Raw genomic sequence first — 26,414 nt, 5'->3', positions numbered from 1 at the left:
GAATGCTTGATCATCAGTTTCGCAATTCACTCATCGGTCATTAGCCGCCACTGCGTTTGGCCTTATAGCCCTGCTCCACCAGCAACACCACCAGTCGATCGGCATAGTCCCCTTGAATCTCAAGGTTGTTGTCCTTGACTGTGCCGCCGGTTCCGCAGCGATTTTTCAGAGTTTTCAGCAGGGCCTGCAACGTCTCGGGCTTGTGCTGAAAGCCGCTGATGACCGTGACGGTTTTGCCGCCGCGGCCTTTACGGGACAGTTGCACTTTCAGGTTTTGTTGGTTGGGCGGCAGGTCAGGAACCGCCCGGGCGATCGCGTCTGGATTCACCGCATCGCCAAATTCCGAATAGACCACACGGCGATCGGGGCGATCGTCAGCAGCACGGCGGGGACTCGGCATTGGTAGCAACCATTCCTTTGCAGTTGGGATTCGTACATTATGATGAAACGACGTTAATCCATGCGGGTTTCATGGCCCTGAGTCGGGGTTTAGCGCCATTGCCCCGCCGCCGGCCCTGGCCCGCAGGTCGATCGCCCGTTTCGCCCGGAGGAGTTGCGTGAACGCCGCCGAACGTGCCCACTCGATCGCCCTAGCCAGCCAAATCGCGGCTGCGGTGAATTTGTTTCGCATCGCTTTTCCCGATGTGCGCGTGGATCTGAAACCTTGGCTCAATGATGCAGAAACCCGCGCCACCGTTGATCCTGATTCGATCGACATTGGGTTTCACTTTCCGGGTTACAGCCGCGCCTGTGCCTGCCGCAGTTTGCTGGTGCAAGTGCGCTTTTTTGCGGATCCGGTGGAAGACACCCAACGGGCGATCGGTGTGGAGGTGGCGGGCTACGACCATCGAGGGCAACAGTGGCGCTTTTCCACGATCGAGGCCTGGCAGTTTGAGGGCGACAGCCAACCCCGCGCCGAACCGGCCGATCGAATTAAGCATTACTGCCGCGAGGTGATGGAACTGTTCAACGGGCGATCGAGCAGCGATTCGGCTGCCTAAGTATGGCTCGATCGTATGGCTCGATCGTATGGCTCGATCGCGCCAACTCAGGTGCAGCCAGTCGAACCGGGAGACGCGAGTAAATTACGAGCGTAAATTACCTTACTCCTGTCCCCAACCATTAGGATTCAGGGTGTTATAGCCACTGATCAGTTTCTTTTGCCCCTTCAACTGATAATAATCATCTTCGTAGATTGAGAACATACAAAGGTCGATCGGGGTCACTTCCGAAGCATTAATCGACCCGATCGCCCCGCTGGCTTCCAAGGCCGCCGCTGCCAATTCTGAACAGAAGAACCGTGAAAAATCTTCCGCATTACGGGTTAATTTCCCGGGAATGGGTAAATTGCTGGGCAAATCAAAGGCGGAGCGAATTGCCTGGGCAATGTCGTAGGAGCGGTGCTCGTTATGGAGCAAAAAATTATAAAAAGCCCGTAAGTCCATGCGATCGCGCACATCCTGTCTGAGGGGCAACCACCACATATCCCCTGGATAAAACTTCACCCGATCGCTCAACCGATTGGCAATGACCCCGGCTCTCGTGCCGCTGGCCACGGTGGACTCCATCACCTGATTAAAGAATCCCTCTTGGGCCTCTCCATAGATAAAAAGTTTGGTTTGAAAAACAATGCCAATGTGGGTGATGTTCGATCGCGTGGCCATCTTAATCAGCGATGAAAATCCCACATTGCTCGAAAACGCAACAATATCGCCGGGATTCATGGCTTTCCGAACTGATTCGTAGGGGGCAGATTTCCAGGGCATGAAACCTCTCCAAAGTTTTTGCTGAGATTGAATGGAATAGATAGATGGGAAAATTAGACAGTCGGGAGCCGCCAAAAAAAGGCTAAGGGTGTGTTCTCATATAGCCTATGATGTGCATCCCATGGTTGGCGAATCCCTGAGCAGATCATGGGTAGCGTAGCCAGTCGCTCAATCGGTAGCGTAGTCAGTCGCTCAAACAAATTTTGAATGCATAATCCCAGGCGATCGCATTCTTTCGCGTCCTTGGCCCACGTCCTTGGCACAGTCGTTCCCTAACCCCCTATGGCAGCCTGCTACGAACAACACGATTGGATCATTTTGGGCGGAACTGCGGCCGGACGGCTGGCGGCCCAACAGGCGACCCGATCGGGGTTGCGGGTGGCGCTGATTGAGCCGTTGGAGTCGGAAACGCGCCCTTGGGCTGAGTTGCTGGTGAGCCAAGGGGCGGCCCTGGCGGCCGGAACGATCGATTGGCGATCGCTGCAACGCCAGGCCCAATGGCACGATCGCCTCTGGGGCGATCAACGGGCTGCCTTGGCGGCGGGTGGGGTGGACTGCCTGGTGGGCGATGGGTTGCTGATGCGACACCGGAATCAGTGGCGGGTGCAATTGGGCGATCGCCTACTGGCGGGGCGGCGTTGCCTGTTGGCGTTGCCGGGCCGATCGACCGTGCCCCTATGGACAGAGCGGGCCCCCGTGGCGGCCTACACCCCGGACACGATCGCCCAATTGGCTCATCGGGGGGTGCGGCCCGGCGAGCGTTGGTTGGTCACCGCCGACAGTCCCATGGCGATCGAGCTGGCCCAGGTGCTCCGGGGGTTGGGGGCCCAAGTGACCTTGGCGGCGGCGGGCGATCGGGTCTTGGGAGGGTTACCGGCGGCCGCGGCCAAATGGTTGCAGGCGGAACTAGAAGCCCAGGCGATCGAGGTGATTTTGCGGGCCGCTCCCCAGCAGTGCAAAGTGTTGGAGGGACAAACTTGGATTCAAGTTGGCGATCGGGCCCGGGAAGTGGATTGCTTGCTCACGGATGGCAACTATCAAGCCCTCTTGCCCAAAGGATTTGAGCAGCTTTGCCCCCGGGCGATCGGGATTGGCGATTGGCCCGCCAATGACCGATTGCAACTGCCCCTCGCGCCAGAACTCTATGGCTGCGGGGCCCTGCTCGGAGGCCACCCGATCGGGGCGATCGCCGCCACCGAAGCCCAACTAATCATCCGCAATAGCCTGCAAAACCCAATCCAACGCCCCCACTGCATCCGCTATGAACAGCAGCCTTGGGCCGTGCGGGGGCCGCTGCCCTTGGCATTGGTGGGCGGCGGCGAAGGGCCCAAACTGCGCACCGCAACCTTGACCCTAGCGGCCGGCCGTTGCCAAATCCAGCATGATCGCCAGGGCCAATTGCAAGGGGCCCTGTTACTCGCGCTGGGGGCGATCGAAGCGATCAGCACCGTCGCCGCCCTGATTGCCCGATCGGGAACCGTTGCCGACCTGGCCCACCTGCCCGCCAACGAATCCCCGGAGATCGACCTGCTGCGGCGCACCGCTCAACAGGCCCTGATCGCCGATCGCTTCCGCCAGTAGCGGGCCTACTCCTGTCCAGATACCAAGTTCGAGTAGGTATCCGCCGTCATCGCCCGATCTAATTCCTGCGGATCGCTCATCCGAATTTTCACCAACCAGCCATCCCCGTAGGGATCCTCATTCACCAACTCTGGAGAACTGTCCACCTCGTTATTGATTGCCACCACGTCCCCGGACACCATGGCATATAGCTCGCTGACGGCCTTCACGGACTCGATCGATCCCACCGATTCGCCGGCCTCGACTCTTTGTCCCACGGACGGCAAGTCCACAAACACCACCTCGCCCAGTTGCTCGGCCGCAAACTCTGTGACCCCCATCGTGGCTTCATTGCCTTCAACCCGGACATATTCATGGGAATCGCTATATTTCAAATCATGGGGAAATTGGTTAGCCATTGCTTTGCCATTCCTTGGGATCGTTGGAACTAAAGACTAAAAATTGCGAATTGCGACCTTGATGGGCCATGAGCCACCGGTCACGAACTGAATGATGAATGACCGAATCGCACGTGAGCGATCGTAAATCGCCCTTGGCCTATTGCACGGGCCCGGCGATTGACTGCAACACAGACACCAACTCCGGCGGCCAGCGACGCATCACCCGCCCCGTTGTTCGATCGACCGGTACTAGGGTGACACAGGCCGTGGCATAACATTCCCCCGTTGCCGCCGATTCCACTTGGTAGTCAAACATCAAGCGGACTCCCTCGATCGGCTCCAGGGCCACCTTCACCACCACCGCTTCGCCCATCCGCGCCGGGCGGTGATATTGAATCCCCAGGTCAACTACCGGCAGCTCACAGCCCATCTCCACCAGTTGCTCATAGGCCAACCCACGCGATCGTAAATATTCCACCCGCGCCGACTCCATCCAAGACAGATAAGTGCCGTGCCACACCACCCCGGCATAGTCCGTGTGATGGGGCTGAACCCGCGCCGGGTAAGCAAAACCCTGAAAATCCGTTGAATTTTGAGTCATCGGAGCTGAGGAGGCAGTTACAGAGGCATTCATAGCGCACATTGCAAAACACATTGCAAAATTGCAGAAGGATTTAATCGGCCAAGGTTCGGGCCGGGCCAATCCCCTTTGTTTGGTCAAACCGCCGATCTCAGGGGGCGATCGAACCGGCGATCGCATGGATTAAACCAGGATTAAACCAGCGATCGTCATTGGGCCCGAGGTCATTCAGAACGCAATCCTCTGATTAACAAATTAAGCGCATGGCCCTCAGACCCACCACCCCCATTTAACACCTCCAGACCCGATCCCGTTGTAATTCTTTAAGGTTTTAATTTTTCCAGCAATTCTTGAAAAATGTAACTATTACAAGGGGTTCTGGCGGCAACTCAGGAATTCGGTGGTAGGCTTTAAATGAACTGTTGAAGTCTGTTGAATCAGCTCATCAACGGTCAGCAAGTGGTGTGCCTACTGTGTTTGTGCCACCCCTGACTCGGTTGATTCACACCGTAAAGAGACATCCTTAAAATAATACCAATCCTAATCAATACCAATTTTGGGATATTCGCCAAATATCCAATTGGTTAGTATTAGGTTGGTATTAGCAGCTTATCGATCTCTTTTGGGTTCAATTTCAACGTTGTTCTTGAGTAGTTCTTGATCGGTCTAGCAACGCGACTCCTTCAGAAGCCATGATTAAAAAAATCTTGTTCGCTGACTCGGGCACGGGACAGTCAGAAGAAATGCTGAAATTTCTGATGGAGATCCCCGCGATCAAAGATGCCCATGTCACCATCTTGCATGTGGTTCCTGGTCGGATTGGGTCTGACCAAATGACCGAAAAGCTGGAAGCGGGTGGCAAGATGCTGGCCAAGGCGATCGAGTTCTTGGGCTTACCACCGGAGCAAGTGTCACCCATGTTGCAGCAGGGTGAACCCAAAGATTTGGTGCTGCGGGTGGCGGACAGTGTGGACGCAGACTTGATCGTGATGGGATCGCGGGGTCTGAAGCGGCTGCAATCGATCCTGGAAAACTCGGTGAGTCAGTATGTTTTCCAATTGTCGGGGCGGCCGATGTTGTTGGTGAAGGATGATATCTACGTCAAGCGGATTAACCGCGTGATGGTGGCGATCGATAAGTCCGATGCCTCTAAGCAAGCGCTGCAATTGGGACTGTTTTTGACGCGGGATATCAAGGGTAGCCAATTGATCTTGACCCACGTGGATGCTAAGCGGAAGCCGGATGAGGTGATCAGCGGCGAGAGCGATGAGGTGCTGGCTGGGGCGATCGCGGAAGCGAAGAAGTTTGGGGTTGGCTACAAGGCCATTTCCGCCGGGGGGCGGGCTGGGGAAACCATCTGTCGCCTAGCGGATGATAACAACGCGGATCTGTTGCTGTTGGGGTCGCCCGATCGCCGGCCGTCGGTGGCGAAGGGGCTGCCGGATCTCGATCGCCTGTTGGGATCGTCTCTGTCGGACTATGTGCGGGTTTATGCCAACTGTCCGGTGTTGCTGACGCGGATTCCGAGTGCGTAAGGTTTTCAGTTTGGGCGCTTGAGCTTAGGGCTTTGAGCGCGAGCCAAGCTTCAGGGGCAAGGGGTTTAAACCCCTTGTCTATTTGTTTTTAGTGTTTGAGCTTAGGGTTTTGAGCACGCGCCAAGCTTTTGGGGGCAAGGGGTTGAAACCCCTTGTCTATTTGTTTTTAGTGTTTGAGCTTAGGGCTTTGAGCACGCGCCAAGCTTCGGGGGCAAGGGGTTTAAACCCCTTGTCTATTTGTTGGTCTAGAGAAAACTGCGGCTCAAGGCCAGGTTTTCTCGCAGTTGATCGCGCGTTTCCATCAGCACCTTGCCCAGTTCATTTTTACCGGTGCGATCGGCTCCACATCCCCAGTAATAATCCGTGGGCGAATCTTCAATGAGTTCTTCGTTACCCGTACTGAGCAACACTTGTGCCAATTCAGGATGGCTGGAAAACTTGACCCATACGCCCTGAGCCATGATCGATCGCTTCACCCGATTCCAGTCCGATCGTAACTGATGGGCCGGGTTGCGCCCCAAGGCGGCCGCTTCTGATGCAGTCAGCGCCGATCGAATTCGATCGATCACCGCCGCCGATTCCGTGCCCACAAACTTCTGCGCCTGATAGAAATGCTCCACCGTTGGCCAATCAACGCCATCAACAACAATCCAATGGGGTGAAAAGTTGGAGAAACACCCATAGGGATCGCCAACTTTGTAGAAGTAAATGGTCATGGGAAATCGATCGGGCAACGGCGGACAGCCCATCAAACCCGGCAAGCATTCCAGCCTGGGATCAATGGGCAAAGATGGATGAGGCGATCGCTGTGTTCTCAAGATTTTTGGGAGCGTGCCTGTTGTTGATCATCGCATAGCAATGATCCCTGAGAGGATGTCTGAAAAGCCAAAATCGATACTCTGCACGCCTCATCGATCGACGAAGACAAGATGCTCAAGCCCCTTGCCCCCAAGACTATTGGTGCATTGCCCGTGCCAAAAGACACTTTTCAGACATCCTCTGAGGGCAATTTTCCGATCGCCCGGCCTAAGCCGACAACGGCGACTCGATCGGCAAGTAATCACCCAAGGTTTCCGCCTCCAGCAGTTGCACCTGCTCCACCAACGGCGCACAACCCAACCAGCGAGTTGCCAAACTGGCAAAGCGATCGGCCTCACCCGTGACACAAAAGCGAGTGGGTTGCGGTTGATCCAAATGCTTCAGGTTAAGCAGTTCCAACTCTTGGGTTGCGGCGGCCACCACATGGGCGGCCGGGTCGATCGTGACCACTCCCGGCGGCAGCAGCGGTTCAATCACCCCCGCCAAGTGTGGATAGTGGGTGCAACCATAAACCAATGTGTCGATCGACTGTTCCAGCAGCGGTTCCAGGTACTGTTGCGCGATCGCTCGAGTGTCGGGTTCGTGCAACCGTCCCTGCTCCACGATCGGCACAAATTCTGGACAGCCCACTTGCCAAACCTGCACCGTCGGGTCAATTTCCACCATGGCCCGGCGATAGGCATCGCTGGCAGCCGTGATCGGCGTGGCAATCACCCCCACCCGGGATCCGCGATCGACCGCCACCCGAGCCGCCGGCAAAATCAAGCCCACAATCGGCAAGTCAAACTCCGCCCGCACCACCTCCAACGCCAACGCCGAAGAGGTATTGCAGGCCATCACAACCATTTTCACGCCCTGTCGTTCCATCCAGGAGAGGATCTCGCGTGAAAATTGGACAATTTCGGCGGGCGATCGCATTCCGTAGGGCAAGCGGGCCGTATCCGCCAAATACAGCAGCGACTCGTTGGGCAGTTGGCGATATAACTCCCGCAAAACCGTTAGGCCACCCACGCCACTGTCAAACACGCCGATCGGCCGTCTGCGGGCATCCCTCGCGATCGCTCCTGAAATTAGCCCCTTCAAACTCCAGACCTCCAATCCTCAAGGATAAGCAACTGCCTTACCAATCACAACCGCACCATTGAACCGCGCCATTAAACCGCACCATTTTGCAACTCCACATCCGGAGCGGCATCCGAGATCAGGTTCAGGAAACCCTAGCTTCAGGGAATCCTAGCCTTTGGCAACTCCGGCGATCTCGCATTCATCGCAGTACCAGCGGCAATGGATGGCGGGGAATGGATGAAGGCTGCAACAGCGATCAGGGCAAGTTCCCATCAATTACGCTACAGCTTGGCGGGGATGTCAACTCTGGAGCCGATCGGGAGCTAATGGTGGGTTAATCGCCGGTTCCGGTGAGGGCCCGCAGGCTTTGGCTTAGGACATCAGCGCGATCGGGCCCGTCGCCGCCCTCGGTAGCGTTTGCGCTTATGAATCACCTTGCCCTTAATTAATTGCCAGGTATGTTCAGAAGGCGGAAAACCTGCCAAAACCGATCGCTGCAAATAGATATGAGTTGCGCGATCGGTTGGATTCATGCTGAGGCATTCCTCAAACAAAGAAGCGGCTTCCCGATATTGCCGACGATGGAATCGCAGCACACCTTCCTCAAATAAACTACTGGACGCACGCTTGAGGGTTTGCAATTCAATCGGATCGGCATTTAGGACTTCATAAACCGCCACAGGTTGAGTTCTTCCGCGCACATACAGCCGATCGATAAACCGAATGCTGTACTTAGAGGGGTTATGCAGCGCTGCCAACAGACGATGGGAAACTAAAATCGAAACACTATATTGCTTCGTTAATTCCTCTAGGCGAGAAGCCAAATTCACCGCATCCCCGATCGCGGTGGTTTCCATGCGGTGAACGCCCCCGATCGTGCCCAAAATCAGCGGCCCCGTATCCAAGCCAATGCCAATGCGAATGGCCGATCGCCCTGCCTTCAAACGCTCCTGGTTATATTCACTCAGCGCCTTGAGCATCGAAATGGCCGCGTCAACTGCCAGGTCAGCATCCCCTTCAAACAGGGCCATAATGGCATCGCCAATGTACTTATCGATGAACCCATTATGTTGGGCGATCGCTCGCTCCATCCGACCCAAATAGGCATTCAAAAAACGCAAATTTTCCTGAGGGGACATGGTTTCCGAAAGGGTCGTAAAACCCCGAATATCGGCAAACATGACCGCCATGGTTCGTTCTGTATAGTCTCCTAGGCTCACTTCCGCCAAGGTTGACCGCTGCAACAATTGCAGAAATTGGGTGGGCACAAATCGCCCATCTAAACCATCCCAATCGGCCGGAGCTTCTGCCAAATCTGTAATATCAATCTCTGCCAAATCCGTTGCTTCAGGATTGGCTTCGTCATTCATTTCCTCAACTTCTTGATCATCGGCTGCTTGATCATCGGCTTCTTGATCATTTTGATCATTTTGATCATTCACGGGCCCATGAACAAGTTCGTTAACGGGTTCATTCAACCCTTGATGACGATTACTGGGGCCATTTTCTCCCTGGTGATCATTAACAAATGCAGAACCATCCGCTTCAAATTCAGCACTGATCTTGAAATTGGAATGATGATGTTGATTGATATCGGAAGAATAATGAGAATTGCAATTAGAAGAATGGCGATCAAAACGATTGACCAGCAGCAAACGGGAATGGGAATCAGAATCCTGAGGAGAACAAGAATGGGCGATCGCTGGGGTGCAGGTTTGGCGGGCAATCCGAAACCCAATCACACTGGCTGCTGAGGCACTACAGAAAGCCACCACTGCGGCAGTGCTGACGGGGGAAACCATCTGGCTCAATTCTGGGGCAGCCTCCGAAAAAAGCAGGAGTTGCCACCGCCAGACCATGGCTCCACTGATGACGGCCGCCAAGGCCGGCGAGGCAATGAATAACCATTCCCACGACCAATTGCGAAATCGCCCACTCAGGGCTTGATAGAACTGAAGTGTTGACATGACTCCCTGAGTGACAGCTTTGGCTCAGATGCTATTTGCATGATGCACACCTTGAGGGAAAAAAATCGGGAAGATGCAGGTAAAAAACGTAAACCATGGGCGCAAATAGCGCTGTGCTTACCGTAGCCTGATTCGATTCCCTGTGCCAGGAATCGTCGTGGATCGTTGGCCTGCCGCGATCGATCCCAGATCTCGCCTCACAGGGCTGGCGAATGGAGAATGGAAAATCATGTGCTCCAAGGGAGCTGAATTGTAAATCTCAATTGCAAACCTTTACTTAACCGCTGCTTTAGATTTGGATCAACTTCTATCCCGCCTGTTGATGCTGTGGGGTGGACATAGCAATAGGGTTGTGGGTTGTCCTCAACTGCTGTTTTGAAACGGCCGAATTGCCCAATGGCTGAATGGGCGACTGAGCTAAGGAGTGGCTGAATGGCTGAATTTTTAATGGATTGCTACTGAATTGCCTCTGAGTGGCTGTTGAACTTCTCAAGTGCTGAATTGTTGGGAGACAAAATCGTGATGCGTGCAGTCTTAACCTTGCTTTTGTTGGGTGCTTGTTCAATGGGAGGGCCTGTGACCGGAGCCGATCGCTCGCCGGTTGTGCCGATCGCTCCCCAATCGATCGCGCCGGTTGCCCAAGCCACGCCCACGCCGCCCGCCCGCATCACTGAGACGATCATGGTTGAAGGGGAATCCGAGTCGATCGAGCTGGAGCGGTTTGCGCCCGATCAATTTCCCGTGGTGACCTATTTGGCTCGGGAAGATTTTGCCCCGATCCTGAATCGCCAAGGGGGCCGCGCGATCGCCCGGTTTGTGGCCCAGGGGGGAGCAGTCCGCAACGAGGCGGCCTATGTCAGTGTGATTGTTCCGGAAACGCCCACCACGCCGGAACAGTTGTGGCAAAGCTATACGGGCCCCGGCGGCTGGTTGGCCGCGAATCGGGCCAGCATTGTTCGATCGAGCGACGACCCCCAATTCAAGCGGTTTGGTTGGGTAAAGCGGGCGATCGCCTTCATGCGCACCGACAAAGGCGAGCCGATCGCCGGGGAGCTTTATTTAGGGGAAATGGCGGGTCGTCCCTTTGTGGTGCTCGTGCATTTGCCCATGGAATACCTGGAAGGCTATGGCCCTCGGGTGAGCTTGCTGCTGAAACATTTGGCAGTGCAGCCAGTGCCTTAATTCAGGCGCTGATTCAGGTGCTGTTGATTGTGGCCGTCCTGGGAATCGACTTCTGCTGAATTAACCTTGCAAGCAACGCAAGGCCTCCAGCACGCCACGCGCCTTATTGAAGGTCTCCTGGTATTCCGTTTCGGGATCCGAGTCCGCCACCAGGCCTGCGCCCGCTTGCACCGACACTTCGTGAGTCCCATCGGCACGGTTGCGCACCAAGGCCGTGCGCAGGGTGATAGCGGTGTTGAGTTGTCCCTCAAAGTCGTAGTAGCCATAGGCTCCGGAATAGGGGCCGCGCCGACAGCCTTCTAGGGCGTGAATGATCTCCATGGCCCGAATTTTGGGCGCACCACTAACGGTTCCGGCGGGAAAGGTGGCGGCCAACACATCCCAAGCCGTGCGATCGCCCGCCACTTGCCCGATCGCGTTGCTCACGATGTGCATCACATGGCTGTAGCGCTCGATCGTCATGAGTTGATTAACCGTGACCGTGCCGCTGTTGCAAACGCGCCCCAAATCATTGCGGCCCAAGTCCACCAACATCACGTGCTCGGCCACTTCTTTGGGATCCGCCAACAGATCCGCCGCCAGGGTTTCATCTTCGGCGTGGTTGGCTCCCCGGGGGCGTGTACCGGCGATCGGGCGAACGGTGGCTTGAATGGTGCCATCGGCCTGGCGATCGGTCTTGACCATGATTTCCGGGCTGGAGCCAATTAATTGCCAATCACCGAATTGGAAATAGGCCATGTAGGGCGAAGGGTTCACCAACCGGAGCGATCGATAAATATCGAAAGGATCTCCTTCAAAATCCGTGCTCAACCGTTGGGAAATCACCACCTGAAAAACATCGCCGGCCTTGATGTGATCCTTGGCCTTGAGCACATTGGCGTGGAAGGCTTCGCGAGTGGTGTTGCTGCGCGGGTTCAAGGGCGGGCGATCGCTCTGGGTGGCCGGAGTCCAGCGCAGGAGTGATTCTTGGCGATCGATACTGCCTTGGAGGCGATCGATCAATTCATCTACCCGCCCACAGGCCGCCTCATAGGCCTGGCGCAGCTCCACCGCCGGATCCCGCAAATCTGCGTAGGCAATCACGAACACCTTACGCTTCACCTGATCAAAAATCATCAGGCGATCGACCTGCATCCACAGCCCATCCGGCAAATCCGCCTCCGTGGGCCCATAGACTGGCACACGCGGCTCAATCCACTGGATCAGCTCATAGCCCCAAAAGCCAAACAGCCCACCAATTCCCGGGGGCAACTGTGGCAGCTTCACCGGCCGCACCGATTCCAAACAGCCGCTCAAAATTTCAAACGGATTGCCCCGGTGCTCCACCACCGTCCCATCCCGGAACGTTTGCACCGCCAAATCTCCACGCGCTTCCAGCACCCACAGGGGGTCACAGCCCAAAAGGCTATAGCGGCCAATATTTTCGCCCCCTTCCACCGACTCCAGCAAGAAGCTGTAGCGTTGGCCCTGGCAAGTGCGCAACCAGGCCGAAACCGGCGTGTCCAAATCCGCAACCCACTCGCGATAAACCGGGACGAAGTTTCCTTGGCGGGCGAGTTCCGAAAATTGGCTAAAGTCGGGCAACATGGGTCAGCAGCAGATGAGCAAGTCTCAAAATACTAGCAACCGTCTGGATTCCTTGCACCAAAACTTCTCGAATCGGGCGATCGCCTCATGGTGTCGATGTCCCAGCGCCGGAATGCACCGGTCATCAGCCAGCCCAACGCAGACAGGCCCAAAACAAAAACGAGCCGCCCCAAAGCAAGGAAGCGGCCCGTTTATTGAGTCGATTTGGCAGTTTTGGAATTGGGAAAAATTCCCCAACCCATGGGCAAACACAAGGATCAAGCGAAGCTGTCAAGCAGAATTCTGAGCAAATTAGCGGTTTAAGTGCAGGAGTCAAAAACCGCCTTGCAATTCAAGCTCAACCCCTCGCCCATCCGAGCGCCCACCATGGGCAACCCCCAAAACCTACACTTCGTAGGTTTCCTTGCCGCTGAACTTGACCGTTGCGGGCTGAGGGTTTTCGCCAATGCGGCGATCCTTCTTGCCGTTGAAGTCGCGACCAGCATTCACCTTTTCGGGGAAGGTGCCATCGGCGGGGTGGATGAACTCCTGTTCGCCGTTGGGATAAATACGATAGACCTTATAGTCTTCGATTTTGGGCTTGAACTTGGTGCGCAGTTGCTTACCAAGGGCGATGCACTGCTCCTTGCGGGCCAAGAACAGCAGGTTTTCGCCTGCATTCATGACGGCAGCGCCACCGGTGGGCATTTCAAAAACTTGTTCTTTGGTACTGGTCCAGGTAATGGCGTATTTCTCTTCGACGTTAGCCTTCGAGAGCAAGCCACCCGTGCTACCGCCAAATTTCGGCGTTTGGCCCGTGAGGCCGCTGGTTTCAGGTGTAGGATTTTCGGACATCGCTTTTTGTCTCGCTAGTCTCTAAAAAGTCTTGCGAATTTACGGGAAATCCTAGCACTGGCGTTGTGTTGAGCCATACCCCCCCGGCCAGAACTGTTACAGTTCTTTATTTGAGCCGATCGAGCTGAGAATGGCTGCTGTAAAGGATCTACGGCACGATCGCCCCGATTTCCGAGCGCTATGCTGAGGACGAAAACCCCTCTTTTCCCTGGAGCTAACCCGATCGCCCGTCAGTGCCCAGAATGCGGTGGGGCCATTGGGGGGATGGTGAGCGGGGCAATCGACCCGTTACCGAGATGGGGGTGCGACCCCGGTGCAGGATCAGCGGGCGATCGGCTCAAAATCTAATCTGAAACTTTGATCTGTTTTTGAGCTGTATTGCGTTTCTGATCTGTTTGGTGTGTTTGGTGTGATCGCGACAGAGGCCCTGCAAATCATGCAAATTCTGATTGTGGAAGATGACACGGAGATTGCGGAGTTGTTGCGCGGCACGCTCGATCGAGAAGGGTTTGCCTGTGGGGTTTGTCACGATGGCCAAGCGGCGATCGAGCAGTTTTATCGATCGCAGCCCGATTTAGTCATTTTGGATTGGATGATTCCGGGTATTGATGGCCTCGAAGTCTGTGCCCGCATCCGCCAAAAACCCGGCGACAAGGATCCTTATATTTTGATGTTGACGGCGCGGGGCGAAGAGTTCGATCGCGTTGTGGGCCTGTCAACCGGTGCGGATGACTATTTAGTGAAGCCCTTTAGCCCCCGCGAGATGGTGGCTCGGGTGCGGGCGCTGTTGCGTCGCAGTTTGCGCCAGGCCGGAACCGGGGGCGATCGGGACTTGACTCCCACCTACGCCACCCACCATTTCAGCCTCGACAGCGATCGGCGCGTGGCCCGTCGCCACCTGCCCGATCACGATTCCGAAGATCTTGACCTCACCACTTTGGAGTTCAATCTGCTGGCCACCTTCCTCAGCTATCCGGGCCGGGTCTGGAGCCGCAGCCAATTGATCGACAAACTTTGGGGCGACGACTTTTTTGGCGATGAGCGCGTGGTGGACACTCACGTGGCCCGCCTGCGCAAGAAAATTGAACCGGATCCCGGGAATCCTCAATTTTTGAAAACGGTGATTGGGGCCGGCTATAAGTTTGAAGATCCTGGGAATTGATCCTGAACTCGCCCCGGAATTCCCTAGCCTGCCAAAACCATTGGCCCAAGGCAATTCGCCTAGCCAGTAGGTTGGATGGCGGCACGAAACCCGGCAACCGTAAGGCTTGTGGTGATCGCGTTGGATTGAGCAAAGCTCAACCCAACCTACCGAAGCAGCGGGCGATTGATTGTTTCGTTAGCCAATTAGCAATCTTGGCGAGAAATTCAAGATCGTGATTGATGCGAGAGGTCTAATGGTCGATCGCACAGGATCGACCTGCCTGGTTGAGACTGAAGCAATAGAAGCAACGTCAGCGAGGATGTGGGTTCAGTTCGGGTTCAGAGCCGACGCTCTTAACCTTTTACCCTTGAACTTTGTTCTTTGAACGGGTCTGACGGGGCTCGAACCCGCAACTTCCGCCGTGACAGGGCGGTGCTCTAACCAATTGAACTACAGACCCAAATCGCTTTTTGGCTTTCGGAGCGCTTTCGTTTCGCGTCCTGCGCCTTCAGCGATATACATATTTGCGGATAAACCCGAATTTGTCAAACGTTTTTCTGAAATTTTCTAAAAAAATTTTCTGAGCGGTCTTTCAGCGGTCTTCCAAAAGATTTTCTAAAAAACTTTTTCGCCCCTTTGGCCGCCGATCGCGGGCCGGGGGTAGGAACCCAAAGCAAAACCGGGCCGGAGAACAGTGCGCCTTAAACATTGACGGGACGATCGCACCTCGTACAATAGGCAGGATCTCGGGCCGGGCGGCCCGTGGTCGATCGAAATCGCTAGTCCCCTGGGATTGCCCTTATGCCCCGCCGCGACGACATTCGCAAGATTCTGCTCCTTGGTTCCGGCCCGATCGTGATTGGTCAGGCCTGCGAATTTGACTACTCCGGTACTCAGGCTTGTAAAGCGCTCCGGGCCGAAGGGTACGAGGTCGTGCTGGTGAATTCCAACCCAGCCACGATCATGACCGACCCAGAAATGGCCGATCGCACCTACATTGAGCCGCTCACCCCGGAAGTGGTTGAGAAAATCATCATCAAAGAGCGGCCCGATGCCTTGCTGCCCACCATGGGCGGCCAAACGGCCCTGAACATTGCCGTGGCCTTGGCCAAGAGCGGCGTGCTGGCTCGCTATGGTGTGGAGCTGATTGGGGCCAAGCTGGCGGCGATCGAAATGGCCGAAGACCGCAAGCTCTTTAAGGAAGCCATGGAGCGAATTGGGGTGGGTGTTTGCCCCTCGGGGTTGGCCAACTCCTTGGAAGAGTCCCGGGATGTGGCGCGCCAAATTGGCTCCTACCCGCTGATTATTCGCCCGGCCTTCACCATGGGCGGCTCCGGTGGCGGCATTGCCTACAACCAAGAGGAATTTGAAGAAATTGCCCAGTCGGGTTTGGATGCCAGCCCCGTTTCGCAAATTCTGATCGAGCAATCCTTGCTGGGTTGGAAGGAATACGAGCTGGAGGTGATGCGCGATCTGGCCGATAACGTGGTGATTATCTGCTCGATCGAGAACTTCGACCCGATGGGGGTGCATACGGGCGATTCGATCACCGTGGCTCCCGCCCAAACCCTTACGGACAAGGAATATCAGCGGCTGCGGGATGCCTCGATCAAGATCATCCGGGAAATTGGGGTCGAAACCGGCGGCTCCAACATTCAGTTTTCGGTGAACCCGGAAACCGGTGATGTGATCGTGATTGAGATGAATCCCCGGGTGTCGCGCAGTTCCGCCTTGGCTTCCAAGGCCACGGGCTTCCCGATCGCCAAGTTTGCGGCCAAGCTGGCCGTAGGCTACACCCTGGATGAAATTTCCAACGACATCACCCAAAAAACCCCCGCTTCCTTTGAGCCGACGATCGATTACGTCGTCACCAAAATTCCCCGGTTTGCCTTCGAGAAATTCCCCGGCACGCCGGCCGTGCTGACCACCCAAATGAAATCCGTGGGTGAGGCCATGGCGATCGGGCGGACGTTCCAGGAATCCTTCCAAAAGGCCCTGCGATCGCTCGAAACGGGCCGGGCCGGTTGGGGCTGCGATCGGGATGAAAAAATTCCCAGCCTGGAACAGGTTCGATCGAGCCTGCGCACCCCCAGCCCGGAGCGCGTCTTTACCCTGCGCTATGCCATGCAGCTAGGCATGAGCGTGGAGGATATTTACGAACTGACCGGCGTTGATCCTTGGTTCCTGGATAAGCTGCAAGAAATTCTGGAAACCGAAAAGTTGCTGAAGCGCACGCCCTTGAAGGACATGAGCGCTGAAATTCTGCTGGCGGCCAAGCAACAGGGTTTCAGCGATCGGCAAATTGCCTACGCCACCAAAACCAGCGAAGACGAAGTGCGGGCCTATCGCAAAGGCTTGGGCATTGTGCCGGTTTACAAAACCGTGGACACCTGCGCCGCCGAATTTGAAGCCTACACGCCCTACTACTACTCCGCCTATGAAACCAGCAGCCTGGTGTTGACCGGTGACGAAGCGGAAACCGTGGCGGCGGAAACGGAAACCCTGCCGAGCGATCGGCAAAAGGTGATGATCCTGGGTGGTGGCCCCAACCGGATTGGCCAGGGGATTGAGTTTGACTATTGCTGTTGCCATGCTTCCTTTGCGCTGCAAGCGGATGGCTACGAAACGATCATGGTTAACTCCAACCCGGAAACGGTTTCCACGGACTACGACACCAGCGATCGGCTCTACTTTGAACCGCTGACCAAGGAAGATGTGCTGAACATCATCGAAGCGGAACAACCCAAGGGGGTGATTGTGCAATTTGGCGGCCAAACGCCCCTGAAGCTGTCGGTTCCCTTGCTGACGGCTTTGCAAAGCAACCCCGACCTGCCAACGGAAATTTGGGGCACTTCGCCCGACTCGATCGACATGGCCGAAGACCGGGAACGGTTTGAGCATGTGTTGCGGGAACTGAACATCACGCAGCCCCCCAACGGCATTGCTCGCAGCTATGGTGAAGCCCTGGACATTGCTCGACGGATTGGCTATCCGGTGGTGGTGCGGCCCAGCTATGTGTTGGGCGGTCGAGCCATGGAGATTGTTTATTCCGATGCGGATCTAGAACGCTACATGACCGTGGCGGTGCAGGTGGAACCGGATCACCCAATTTTGATTGATAAGTATCTGGAAAACGCGATCGAGGTGGATGTGGATGCGATCGCCGACCACGGCGGCAACGTGACGATCGGCGGGATCATGGAACACATCGAACAGGCCGGGATTCACTCCGGTGACTCCGCCTGCGCCATTCCCAGTTTCTCGCTGCCGGCCAGCGCCCTGACCACCATTCGCGACTGGACCGTTTCCTTGGCCAAGTCCCTGAAGGTGGTGGGGCTGATGAATATTCAATTTGCGGTGGTCACGGGCGACGACGGCCAACCCCAGGTTTATATCCTGGAGGCAAATCCCCGGGCCTCGCGGACGGTTCCCTTTGTTTCCAAGGCGATCGGGGTGCCCCTGGCCAAGATGGCCGTGCGGGTGATGTCTGGCAAAACCTTGGCCGAGCTGAACTTTGAGCAGGAAGTGATTCCCGATCGCTTTGCCCTCAAGGAAGCGGTGTTGCCCTTTGAAAAATTCCCGGGCACCGATACGATTCTGGGGCCGGAAATGCGATCGACCGGGGAAGTGATGGGCGTGGATCCGGACTTTGGCACGGCCTTCGCCAAGGCTGCCCTGGGGGCGGGCCAACGGTTGCCCCTAGCCGGGACGGTGTTTGTGTCGGTCAACAGTCGCGACAAGGCGGCGATCGTGCCGGTGGTGAAAGAGCTGCTGGACTTGGGTTTTGAGGTGCTGGCCACCGAAGGCACGCGCAAGGTGCTCCATGAGCATGGCCTCAAAGCGGTGCAATTGACCCTGAAGATCCATGAAGGTCGCCCCAACATTCGCGATGCGATCGTCAATGGTCAGGTGCAGTTGGTGATTAACACCCCCGCCGGAGCACAGGCCCAGTTTGACGATCGAGCCATTCGGCGCACGGCCCTGGTCTACAAAGTGCCCATCATCACCACGATCGCCGGGGCCAAGGCCACCGCCGCCGCCATTCGATCGCTCCAATCCCAACCCCTAACCGTGAAATCCCTCCAGGAATACTTGGCTTAGGCCAAGTAGAGGCGGGGAGGATATCCAGCATTAAGAGGATATCGAGCATCAAACAGACAAGGGGCTTAAGCCCCTTGTTTTTTAGCGAAATTCCTTGATTTCCTCAGCTTTTTCAAGGGATTCCTAGCCCATTTCAGCGCTATGCAAGTCGAAGCGACCTACGATGCTTGATAGGCGGGAAAATCTGCGTAGCCCTTTTCGTCAAAAGCGTACCAAACCTCCAGCGGGGCTTCCGGAGCCAAGGGCCAATCATGGGCAAACCGCTCAACCAAGTCCGGGTTGCTGATGAAAGGTCGCCCAAAAGCAATCAGGTCTGCATTCCCCGACGCGATCGCCGCTTCTGCCGTTTCTTGGGTGTAGCCACAATTGCCCATCAAGGGCCCTGAAAACACCGATCGAAACTCGCTCAGGGTCATGGGTTCACCCAAATTATGGAACCCAATTGCTAGTCCATCCATAACGTGCAAATAGCCCAAATTCAGCGCATTGAGTTGTTGCGCCACGTAGGTAAAGGTTTCCCGATAATCCGGCGAACCCATATCGTTATAAATCCCATTGGGCGCAAGCCGAACCCCCACCCGATCGGACGGGAAAACCGTTATCAGGGCTGCCATAATTTCGCGCAGAAACCGATAGCGATTTTCCAGACTGCCACCGTAGCGATCGGTGCGTTGATTGGTTTTGGATTGCAGGAATTGATCAATCAAATAGCCATTGGCCGCATGAACTTCCACCCCATCAAAGCCCGCCGCCTTGGCTCGTTCGGCGGCCCGGCGATAGTCTTCCACCACTGCCGCCACCTCGTCGGTTTCCAGAGCGCGCGGGGTTTCGTAGGGGTGTTTGCCCGTGGGGGTGTGGATGTGGTCGTTGCTGATGGCGATCGCGGAGGCAGAAACCGGCAGCGACTCATCGGCGCGGAAACTGCTGTGGGAAGCGCGGCCACAGTGCCACAGTTGCAAGAAAATTTTGCTGTCCCGATCGTGCACTGCTTGGGTAACCTGTTTCCAGGCTTCCGTTTGAGCGTCGTTGTAAATGCCGGGAGAGTTTTGCCAGCCAATGCCCTGCTCAGAAACGACGGCGGCTTCGCTAATCAAGAGGCCAGCACTCGATCGCTGGGCATAATATTTCGCCATTAAGGCATTGGGTAGGCGCTCCACCCCTGCACGGGCGCGGGTTAGGGGAGCCAAAACCACGCGATTTTTGAGGGTTAAATCACCAAACGTGAAAGGACTTAGAAGCTGAGGAGATGAACTCACAGAACGATTCCCAATGAATAGCAGGGTTAATAGTCGCGATTGTCAATCTAGCAAATTCATTAGGACTTGGGATTCAACTGGCAGATTAAGTTGCGTTTAAGCATTTAGAGGATGTCTGAAAAGCCAAAATTGCTACTCTGTACGCCCCAGTGATCGACTTAGACAAGATGCTCAAGCCCCTTCCACGACTATTGGTGCTTGTCCGTGCCAAAGAATAATTTTTAAACATCTTCTTAGATCTGAGCAATGGCCCCTACGAACTCTTGGGTAATGATTTAGCTAGGAAACATCACTCACTGATCGCATGAGTGCGAAAAACAATTCAAGATGCTTTTATTGAAATCAAGACAGAAACTTAGTGAAAGGTTTCGGTCAAAAGTTTCGGTCAAAAATTCAAAAATATTCTAGACAAAATTCCAAGAAGCAATTAAGGAGACCAATGACGAACCCACTGGCGAAGCTGGTTTTGAAATCTAGCCATTAGGCTTTTTGGTTCCGAATCTTCCAATAGTCCCGCCACTTCTAAATGGTGGCGATAACTTTCCAACACATCTTGCCGATCGCCCATGGCCTGCGAAATCACCTCCAGCAAATGGGGATGGTTGTTCAGGAGCAGTTGAAACCCATCACGGTGAATCAAAAAAAGTTCGGTGGGTTCCGCCGCTCGCATGGTGGTGGGGTAAGGCACATTCAACATCAGCGGCAATTCACCGAAAAATTCACCCTCTGCAAAGGAAAACAACCGGCGGCTAATGCGCTGATTTTCAAAAATGGCTTCGATCGCCCCTTTCAAAACAATGCAAAATTCATGGGCCCCATCCCCTTGCTGATAAAGAATTTCGGCCGTTGCTAATTGCCGCCGGTAGCCCAATTGGATCAGAAACTCAATTTCCAAAGGGGTGAAACTTTGGAAGTAACTGATCGATCGCAGCAGGTCTTTAAGGGGTTGGGTTGGAACGGTTGCAGGAGCGATCGCCCCAGCCTCGGCCGCTGAAGGTTCCGATTCGGCCGCAACCCAATGAGGAAGGGTTGGTGCAAGCTGGATCTGATGTTGCTGCAAACCATGGGCGATCGCAAAGTGGAGCGCACTGCGAATGCCAGCCCGTTGATCAACCCGATCGACCCAGGCCCAAAGTTCCAAACTGATGCTGCCTTCTTGAAAGCCTTGAAACATCACCTTGGGTGGGGGCGATCGCAAAATGTGTGAGTGGGTAAAAGCCGCCGCCAGCAAAATCTCTGTCACGACTGAAAGATCGCTGGTCGGAACCACTTTCAAAGGAATTTCAATCCGGCTTTGGCAATCTTGATAGCTCCAATTTTCAACCATTCGGTTGGTTAATTCACTGTTGGGCACAATCAATTCTGACCCACGAAAAGTGCGAATCACAGTTGAACGAATGGAAATATCTTGGATATAGCCCAGCTTGTTATTAAATTCAATCAGGTCTCCAACCTTGAGCTTGCGTTCACCCAACAGGGTTAAACCACTGGCCCAGTTTTTAGTTAGTTCCTTCAGACCCAAACCAATGCCAACCCCTAAGCCGCTGACCACCAACGCAAAGGATTCCAATTGCAATCCCATGGCTTGGAGTACCAGCACATAACCCAAAGCGCCCATGCTCCAGCTAAACAAAATGGCGACCGCTCCACGGGTTCCTTCGCTCATGCCTAAGCGTTTCAGGATGATGTTTTTCAGCAGTTGGCGCAGGCCTTTGGTGAATAGACTCACCAGCATCAGCAGCAACGCCACTTGAATCATCCACCCGATCGTGATTGGGGTGGTTCCCAATCTAAAAAGGGGCGCTTGCGTAATTTGTGACCAAGCAACTTGTAAAGCAGCCATGGAAACGTTCCCGATCGGGATTGGGTTGGAAAAGCAGCCAAATTCAGCATTCAGGAAGCATCGTTCAAGAAGGGTTTTTCAAACCAAATTCTTCACAAGAACCCTTTGCAAAAAACTGCAACCCTTTATTCACGAAATTGGCGAGCATAGTAGGCAGCATAACGACCGTTTTGGGCCAGTAGCTGATCATGGCTGCCTGATTCGACAATTTGCCCTTTTTCGATCACTAAAATTCGATCGGCCCCACGCACGGTGGCCAGGCGGTGCGCAATGGTTAGGGTGGTGCGATCGCGCCGGAGTCGATCGAGTGCTTCTTGCACCAGGCTTTCGGATTCCGAATCGAGGGCGCTGGTGGCCTCGTCCAAAATCAGAACTTTCGGATCTCGCAACACGGCCCGGGCGATCGCAATTCGCTGGCGCTGGCCGCCGGACAGGTTGGCTCCCCGTTCGCCCACCCAGGTGTTGTAGCCCTCGGAGAGTTGGCTGATGAAGTCGTGGGCGTTGGCAATTTGGGCGGCTTGTTCGATGTCGCTGCGGCTGGCTTTGGGGTTCCCGAGGGCAATGTTTTGGGCGATCGAGCCGGAAAAGAGGATCGTTTCTTGGGGCACGATCGCAATCTGTTGGCGCAGGCTGTTGAGGGTCACGTCTCGTAGATCGATGCCATCAATGCAAACCTGTCCCCCTTGGGGATCATAGAACCGCAGTAGCAGATTAACGATCGTGCTTTTGCCCGCGCCGGAAGCCCCCACCAGGGCGATCGCCTCACCGGGCCGCACGGTCAGATCCAACCCTTGCAGCACCGGTTCCGCCGCCCTTGGATAGGCAAACTCGATCGCGCGGAATTCCACCCGGCCGGTGATGGCGGGCAGGGGTTGCGCCCCGGGGCGATCGCGCACCGTGGGCGGCACGGCCAGCAGCTCAAACAGCCGATCAACCGAGGCTTCACTTTCCTTGAATTCGTTGTAATTGCTGGTGGTGATCGAAATGGGGTCAATCAACAGGGCAACGGCGGTCACGTAGCTAATGAACCCCGCGCCGGTTAAGTTGCCTTGGCCAATTTGCCAGCTTCCCAACCAAAACAACACCAACACGCTCATGGCTTCCAAAAAGCCCACAATCACAAATTGCGCCGCCTTGGCTTGGGCCGCTTGCAGTTTGGCGTGCCGAGCCGCTTCGGCCTCTTGCTGGAACCGATCGAGTTCCGTGCGCTCGGCCCCAAAGGCTTGCACCAACCGAATTCCCGCCAAAATTTCCGCGATCGTGGCCGCCAGACCCGCAATTCGATCCTGGCTGCGGCGAGCAAAACTCAACAGGCGATCCCCAAACCAAGCAATCAAAACCGCAATCAAGGGCGCGATCGCAAAGGTAGCCAAGGTCAACTGCCAGTTGAGATAGATCATGTATCCCAACACCACCACCAGTTGCAGCACACAGGGCACAAATTGGTGAAACACCTTGCCCACCGCGTCTCCCACCCGATCGACATCGCCCGTGAGTCGATAGGCCAGATCACCCGTTTGCGATCGCTCAAAATAGTCCAGGCTCAGGGTTTGCAAATGCCCATACAACCGCACCCGCAGGGTCATGGCCACCCGCAAAGCCGCCTTGGCCATCAGGGTATCTTGGCCATACTGAAACGCGCCGCGCACCAAAAAAACCAGGGCCGCTAAGCCGGCCAATTGCAGAATTTTGTCTGGCTGACCCGTGCCGATCGGCTCGGCCAACTGGCCCGGCAACCAGGCCAACACCGGCCAAAAGGCCGTGAACCCCACCGTGCAGGCCAATGCCAGGGCGATCGTTCTGGCCTCCGCGCGCACGAAGGGCCACAGTTGCCAATAGTGCGATCGCCCTTTGCCGGTTCGGGACATTGCTTACACCTGCTTTGTGGATAGAGCCAAAATGCTACCCGTTAATCACCCCCGAATCCCGATCGGGCCCCAATCTCCTCCTTGGCCGATCCCCGCGATCATCAGAATTGAAAACCAGAATCGAAAACTAACTGAAAGGGGTTCGAGCCTGTCGTTATTCCCCGGGATCCGGTGAAAACGGTTGATCTTCCATACCCTAACCACCCTAGACAAGGGGCTTCAGCCCCTTGCCCCCCACGATTCGCCATTTCCTGGGATCCGGTGAAAACGGTTGATCTTCCATACCCTAACCACCCTAGACAAGGGGCTTCAGCCCCTTGCCCCCCACGATTCGTTAACCGTGGAGTCAGGGTTTCAGGCGATGGAGTCAGGGTTTCAGGCGATTTGACGATGCGCCCTAATCAATCGATCAGAAAAGGTCGATCGAGCCAGATTCAGTCAATTTAAATGAATGCCCTAACCATGGTCTAAAAAAGAATGGTCTAAAAAATGGCGAATTTAAGCGCTCCTTTGCAGCGAATCCCCCCATGGATCGTTAAAAAACATACCCATTCCTCCGAAGGATCCCCAAAGAGTTATGGTGTTAGCCGTCGTAGCCCTCGGGTGGGTGGTTTAAACTTGAAGCGTGCGACCATCCCGCGCGATCGCCCAATTTTGCCCCCGGATGCCGCTCGCTCCCTACAAACTCACTGCTTTGAACGCTGACACAGTAAACGCAGCCTGGCCCTATGGTGACGCTCTCAGTCGGTCAACTTCTCGACCGACGCTATCGGATCGTAGAAATCCTGTCGTCCGGAGCGTTCGGGCAAACTTACCTGGCTGCGGACTTGCGCCGACCGGGCCTGCCCCACTGCATCGTGCGGCAATTCCAATTCCCCAGTAAGAATTCCAAAGCACTGCAAGTGGTGCAGTTGCTGTTTAAGAAAAAAGCAGAAACCCTCGAAAAGCTGGGCACTCACGATCGAATCCCGCAGCTTTTGGCCTGCTTTGAGCAGGAGGGACAACTTTTTTTCATTGAGGAACTGATCCAGGGGCAAACCATCGCCGAGGAGCTGAAGGCCAATCAGCCCCAACCGGAAGAGTATGTGGTGCGTTTCCTGCAAGATACGCTGGAAGTGCTGGATTTTGTCCACAAAAACGGGGTCATTCACCGCAATTTGCGGCCCGAAACCCTGATTCGCCGCACGATCGATGGGCGAATTGTCCCGATCGAGTTCGGCTTGATTCAAGAAATTGCCAATCCCTCAGCCCGGGCTGATGCGATCACGCCGCCCCCTTCGCCGGATTCGGTGGTTTACATGTCGCCGGAACAGTTGCAGGGAAACCCGCTCTACAACAGCGATCTCTACGCGGTGGGGATGATCTGTGTCCAAGCCCTGACTGGGTTGTCGCCCAATGCCCTGCCCAAACCCAAAGACAACAATGGCGATCGCCCGCCCCATCTGGATTGGCCCAACCACGGGCAAATTAACCCCGGACTGATCTCCCTAATTGAGCGGCTGATTTCTCCCTACTTCGATCGCCGCTATCAGTCGGCCGCCGATGCCCTGCGGGATTTGCAGGAACTTTATGGCCTGTCCATGGGCAGCGGTAGCGGTGTGAATCTCAGCGGTGCGGGCATGAGTGGCCTGCGGGCCCGCCTGGCCAGCAGCAGCCAAAACTCCCCTGCCCACAGCGAGGCCCAGGAAGCAGCCAAACGCCGTTGGCCCGATCGCCGGTTGTGGTTGGGGGTGGCCATTGCGGTGGTGGGACTGGGGTTTGGGGCGTTGCTACTGGCCAGCCCCCTGCGATCGCGCTATTGGGTCGATCGCGGTAGTGACCAACTCAAGGCCGAAAATTTGGAAGAGGCGATCGCCAACTACAGCCAAGCCCTCCAGGTGGATGCCAACAATGCGGAAGCGCTCTACCGACGGGGAGCCGCCTATGAGGAAATTGGGGAATATCAAAAGGCGATCGCGGATTTAGATCGGGCCATTCGCCTGCGGCCCAAACATGCCCCCAGCTACTTCCAACGAGCCAACGCCCGCTACCGTCTCAGCGATGCCCGTGCCGCGATCGAGGACTACGATCGGGCCCTGACCTACGACCCCAACTTGGTGCAGGCTTACCTCAATCGGGGCAACGTTCGGGGCGACATTGGCGACGACAAAGGGGCGATCGAGGACTACAACCGCGTGATTGCGGCCAAGGGAGTGCCGGCCCGCCTCTTGGCCCCCGCCTATCTGAATCGGGGCCTGTCGCGATCGAACCTGGATGACCAGCAGGGGGCGATCGACGATGCCACCAAAGCGATTCAACTCAACCCCAGCTATGCCCTGGCCTATCAAAACCGCGGCCTAGCCCATCGGCGGGCCGGCAACCTCCAGGCCGCCCTGCAAGATTTCAACATTGCGATCCAACTACAACCAGACGACCCAGACCCCTACTACAATCGGGGGCTAACCCGTTGGGATTTGGGCGAAGTGGAAGGCACGATCGAAGACTTCAACAAGGCGATCGAACTGCGGCCCGAACATGCCCTGGTTTATTACGATCGGGGCGTGGCCCGGCTCAAGCAGGGTGACCAAACCGGCGCACTCACCGACTTCCAACAATCGGCCAAGCTATGCATCGACGAAGGCCGTTTGGGTTGTTACCGTGATGCCCAGTACCAAATCCAACAGATCCAAGCGGGCAAATTGCCCACCGATCTCAAATTGTCCAATGAGGAAGAACCCGAAGCCCCACCGCCCGAACCCAGTCCAGCCGCCAGCCCTCCGCCGCCCTAGTCACGCGGCAGGCTTGCTTTCATCGGTCAAGCCATCGGTCAAGTCCAATGACTGTTACCGTTCCCCGATCGTTAGGCAGCAAAAGGCTTCAGCCCCTTGTGATTGCGACTGACTCCGCAATCTGCGCCCAACGAATTA

Annotated in this window: 19 protein-coding genes and 1 tRNA gene; 7 read left to right on the top strand and 13 right to left on the bottom strand. The window is 55.7% G+C overall.

What is annotated here, in order from left to right; translation table 11 throughout:
* Nucleotides 1-40: 40 nt before the first annotated feature.
* The gene (locus tag AC2IAX_RS00930; protein WP_494388924.1) at nucleotides 41-400 is read right to left on the bottom strand and encodes a translation initiation factor; all 360 of its coding nucleotides are present in this window, start codon (nucleotides 398-400) and stop codon (nucleotides 41-43) included.
* Between the two features lie 157 nt (nucleotides 401-557).
* Here AC2IAX_RS00930 and AC2IAX_RS00925 point away from each other — a divergent pair, with 157 nt between their 5' ends.
* Nucleotides 558-1,001 (top strand): Tery_1686 family protein, encoded by a 444-nt coding sequence (locus tag AC2IAX_RS00925; protein WP_494388923.1) that lies wholly within the window; start codon nucleotides 558-560, stop codon nucleotides 999-1,001.
* Nucleotides 1,002-1,103: 102 nt separating this feature from the next.
* Here the strand turns inward: AC2IAX_RS00925 and AC2IAX_RS00920 are convergent, their stop codons facing one another.
* Nucleotides 1,104-1,766, bottom strand: coding sequence for a hypothetical protein (locus tag AC2IAX_RS00920; protein ID WP_463183514.1), 663 nt, complete (start codon nucleotides 1,764-1,766; stop codon nucleotides 1,104-1,106).
* 282 nt (nucleotides 1,767-2,048) lie between these two features.
* Here AC2IAX_RS00920 and AC2IAX_RS00915 point away from each other — a divergent pair, with 282 nt between their 5' ends.
* Nucleotides 2,049-3,347 (top strand): FAD-dependent oxidoreductase, encoded by a 1,299-nt coding sequence (locus tag AC2IAX_RS00915; RefSeq protein ID WP_494388922.1) that lies wholly within the window; start codon nucleotides 2,049-2,051, stop codon nucleotides 3,345-3,347.
* A gap of 5 nt (nucleotides 3,348-3,352) precedes the next feature.
* Here AC2IAX_RS00915 and gcvH read toward each other — a convergent pair whose 3' ends face one another.
* Both gcvH and AC2IAX_RS00905 read right to left on the bottom strand, forming a co-directional pair.
* Nucleotides 3,353-3,745: a glycine cleavage system protein GcvH gene (gcvH, locus tag AC2IAX_RS00910; RefSeq protein ID WP_494388921.1), complete on the bottom strand. Its 393-nt coding sequence runs from the start codon at nucleotides 3,743-3,745 to the stop codon at nucleotides 3,353-3,355.
* 139 nt (nucleotides 3,746-3,884) lie between these two features.
* Nucleotides 3,885-4,328: an acyl-CoA thioesterase gene (locus AC2IAX_RS00905; RefSeq protein ID WP_494388920.1), complete on the bottom strand. Its 444-nt coding sequence runs from the start codon at nucleotides 4,326-4,328 to the stop codon at nucleotides 3,885-3,887.
* Between the two features lie 671 nt (nucleotides 4,329-4,999).
* Here AC2IAX_RS00905 and AC2IAX_RS00900 point away from each other — a divergent pair.
* Nucleotides 5,000-5,842: a universal stress protein gene (locus AC2IAX_RS00900; protein ID WP_494388919.1), complete on the top strand. Its 843-nt coding sequence runs from the start codon at nucleotides 5,000-5,002 to the stop codon at nucleotides 5,840-5,842.
* Nucleotides 5,843-6,087: 245 nt separating this feature from the next.
* On the opposite strand, the gene ybiA is transcribed toward AC2IAX_RS00900, so the two are convergent.
* From ybiA to AC2IAX_RS00885, 3 genes are all read right to left on the bottom strand, one after another.
* Nucleotides 6,088-6,558, bottom strand: coding sequence for a riboflavin biosynthesis intermediates N-glycosidase (ybiA, locus tag AC2IAX_RS00895; RefSeq protein WP_494388918.1), 471 nt, complete (start codon nucleotides 6,556-6,558; stop codon nucleotides 6,088-6,090).
* 310 nt (nucleotides 6,559-6,868) lie between these two features.
* A complete protein-coding gene (gene murI / locus AC2IAX_RS00890) occupies nucleotides 6,869-7,720 on the bottom strand; it encodes a glutamate racemase (RefSeq protein WP_494390454.1) in 852 nt (283 codons plus the stop codon).
* 386 nt (nucleotides 7,721-8,106) lie between these two features.
* A complete protein-coding gene (locus AC2IAX_RS00885) occupies nucleotides 8,107-9,693 on the bottom strand; it encodes an adenylate/guanylate cyclase domain-containing protein (RefSeq protein WP_494388917.1) in 1,587 nt (528 codons plus the stop codon).
* Nucleotides 9,694-10,257: 564 nt separating this feature from the next.
* On the opposite strand from AC2IAX_RS00885, the gene AC2IAX_RS00880 reads away from it, so the two are divergent.
* A complete protein-coding gene (locus tag AC2IAX_RS00880) occupies nucleotides 10,258-10,875 on the top strand; it encodes a hypothetical protein (RefSeq protein WP_494388916.1) in 618 nt (205 codons plus the stop codon).
* 60 nt (nucleotides 10,876-10,935) lie between these two features.
* Here the strand turns inward: AC2IAX_RS00880 and AC2IAX_RS00875 are convergent, their stop codons facing one another.
* The gene (locus tag AC2IAX_RS00875) at nucleotides 10,936-12,462 is read right to left on the bottom strand and encodes an anthranilate synthase component I family protein (RefSeq protein ID WP_494388915.1); all 1,527 of its coding nucleotides are present in this window, start codon (nucleotides 12,460-12,462) and stop codon (nucleotides 10,936-10,938) included.
* A gap of 384 nt (nucleotides 12,463-12,846) precedes the next feature.
* Nucleotides 12,847-13,296 (bottom strand): photosystem I reaction center subunit II PsaD, encoded by a 450-nt coding sequence (locus AC2IAX_RS00870; protein WP_393014672.1) that lies wholly within the window; start codon nucleotides 13,294-13,296, stop codon nucleotides 12,847-12,849.
* A gap of 436 nt (nucleotides 13,297-13,732) precedes the next feature.
* On the opposite strand from AC2IAX_RS00870, the gene AC2IAX_RS00865 reads away from it, so the two are divergent.
* Nucleotides 13,733-14,458, top strand: coding sequence for a response regulator transcription factor (locus AC2IAX_RS00865; protein WP_494390453.1), 726 nt, complete (start codon nucleotides 13,733-13,735; stop codon nucleotides 14,456-14,458).
* Nucleotides 14,459-14,826: 368 nt separating this feature from the next.
* Here the strand turns inward: AC2IAX_RS00865 and AC2IAX_RS00860 are convergent.
* Nucleotides 14,827-14,900, bottom strand: a tRNA-Asp gene (locus tag AC2IAX_RS00860).
* A 341-nt stretch (nucleotides 14,901-15,241) separates the two neighbouring features.
* Here AC2IAX_RS00860 and carB point away from each other — a divergent pair.
* Nucleotides 15,242-18,541: a carbamoyl-phosphate synthase large subunit gene (carB, locus tag AC2IAX_RS00855; RefSeq protein WP_494388914.1), complete on the top strand. Its 3,300-nt coding sequence runs from the start codon at nucleotides 15,242-15,244 to the stop codon at nucleotides 18,539-18,541.
* Between the two features lie 158 nt (nucleotides 18,542-18,699).
* Here carB and AC2IAX_RS00850 read toward each other — a convergent pair whose 3' ends face one another.
* The 3 genes from AC2IAX_RS00850 to AC2IAX_RS00840 form a co-directional block, all read right to left on the bottom strand.
* Nucleotides 18,700-19,797: an alkene reductase gene (locus tag AC2IAX_RS00850; RefSeq protein ID WP_494388913.1), complete on the bottom strand. Its 1,098-nt coding sequence runs from the start codon at nucleotides 19,795-19,797 to the stop codon at nucleotides 18,700-18,702.
* A 427-nt stretch (nucleotides 19,798-20,224) separates the two neighbouring features.
* On the bottom strand, nucleotides 20,225-21,640 hold the full coding sequence (locus AC2IAX_RS00845) for a mechanosensitive ion channel domain-containing protein (protein ID WP_494388912.1): 1,416 nt from the start codon (nucleotides 21,638-21,640) through the stop codon (nucleotides 20,225-20,227).
* Nucleotides 21,641-21,765: 125 nt separating this feature from the next.
* Complete coding sequence (locus AC2IAX_RS00840) at nucleotides 21,766-23,508, bottom strand: ABC transporter ATP-binding protein (protein WP_494388911.1); 1,743 nt, start codon at nucleotides 23,506-23,508, stop codon at nucleotides 21,766-21,768.
* A 728-nt stretch (nucleotides 23,509-24,236) separates the two neighbouring features.
* Between AC2IAX_RS00840 and AC2IAX_RS00835 the strand changes: the two genes are divergently transcribed.
* The gene (locus AC2IAX_RS00835; protein ID WP_494388910.1) at nucleotides 24,237-26,276 is read left to right on the top strand and encodes a tetratricopeptide repeat protein; all 2,040 of its coding nucleotides are present in this window, start codon (nucleotides 24,237-24,239) and stop codon (nucleotides 26,274-26,276) included.
* The last annotated feature ends 138 nt before the right edge of the window (nucleotides 26,277-26,414 follow it).

This window comes from Limnothrix sp. HT2024, assembly GCF_059138625.1.
Note: the sequence above shows the minus strand (reverse complement) of the source record. Positions and strands in the feature narration are given on the sequence as shown.